Genomic DNA, 953 nt, shown 5'->3' with positions numbered 1-953 from the left:
CCAGTCTGGAATCTCTGATAGGGCGACCCGATGAAAGACCCATTGGCCTCCCGCACACGGGAACAGTTCGCCAAGATGCTGCGCGAGATCTTTGGCGAGTACCTCAAGGACAACGTACGCACCAGCGTTCCTGGGCACGTTCTGAGCTTTGACCCCGCTACGCAGCTGGCCCAGGTGCAAATCGGCCTGATGATCGAAGACCGGCTTGGCAACGCCGAGCCACGCCGGCCTATCGTCCGCGTTCCAGTTCAATTTTGGGGCGCTTCCGGGGGCACTTTGGAGTGCCGGGTTGCCGAAGGCGTCGAGGGGTCGATCATGTTCTCGCAAGAGTGTATCGACTCCTGGGTCGACCAGGGCGGAGTGGCTGCCAAGTCGGAGCCGAGGCGCTTCTCCATGAACGACGCCTACTTCATGCCCGGCGTGCGATCCGTGCCAGGGGCGATCACCGACTTTGCCAATGACGGCATCCGCCTGCGCAACAACAGCGGCTCGGTATACGCCTGGCTGAAGGATGACACCTCAATATCGCTGAGCAATGGCGCAGGGTTCATCACCATCGGCGCCGACGGCACGGTGAACATAAACGGGGTGACCATCAGTCCTGCCAGCCTGGTAACCACACCGAACGACGTTTTCGCCGGCCCGATCAGCCTGAAGCTGCACAAGCATTCCGGAGTTCAGCCCGGCACAGGAACCAGCGGAGTATCCGTTCCATGACCGTGCGCAAGCTCGACGCCAACGGCGACCTGGCCATGGGCCAGGAAAAGCTGCTGACCGGCTATTCAGCCGAAGAGGTGGCGCAGAACGTCCGCACCCGGCTCAAGTTCTTCCTGGGCGAGTGGTTCCTGAATACGGCTGACGGAACCGACTGGTTCGGCGGAGTCCTGGGTAAGGGATCGCGCCTGGCTACGCGCGAGTCGATCATCCGCCGGCGCATTCTGCTTACCCCTGGG

At 62.0% G+C, this 953-nt stretch carries 2 protein-coding genes; both read left to right on the top strand.

Translation table 11 applies throughout. The annotated features are described in order from the left end of the window. Positions 1-30 precede the first annotated feature (30 nt). Entirely contained in the window at positions 31-717 is a 687-nt protein-coding gene (locus tag APH30_RS27325; RefSeq protein ID WP_054914263.1) for a Gp138 family membrane-puncturing spike protein, read from the top strand. Next, positions 714-953: hypothetical protein (locus APH30_RS27320; RefSeq protein WP_054914169.1), on the top strand; the 240-nt coding region annotated here is incomplete at its 3' end. The genes APH30_RS27325 and APH30_RS27320, both read left to right, overlap by 4 nt.

The organism is Pseudomonas sp. NBRC 111127 (assembly GCF_001320345.1).
Lineage (GTDB): Bacteria > Pseudomonadota > Gammaproteobacteria > Pseudomonadales > Pseudomonadaceae > Aquipseudomonas > Aquipseudomonas juntendi.
This window is presented reverse-complemented; position numbering and strand designations above follow the sequence as displayed.

Excerpts from the sequence above, each read along its gene's own strand:
- APH30_RS27325 (WP_054914263.1), top strand. The coding sequence starts at position 31 with ATGAAAGACCCATTGGCCTCCCGCACACGGGAACAGTTCGCCAAGATG.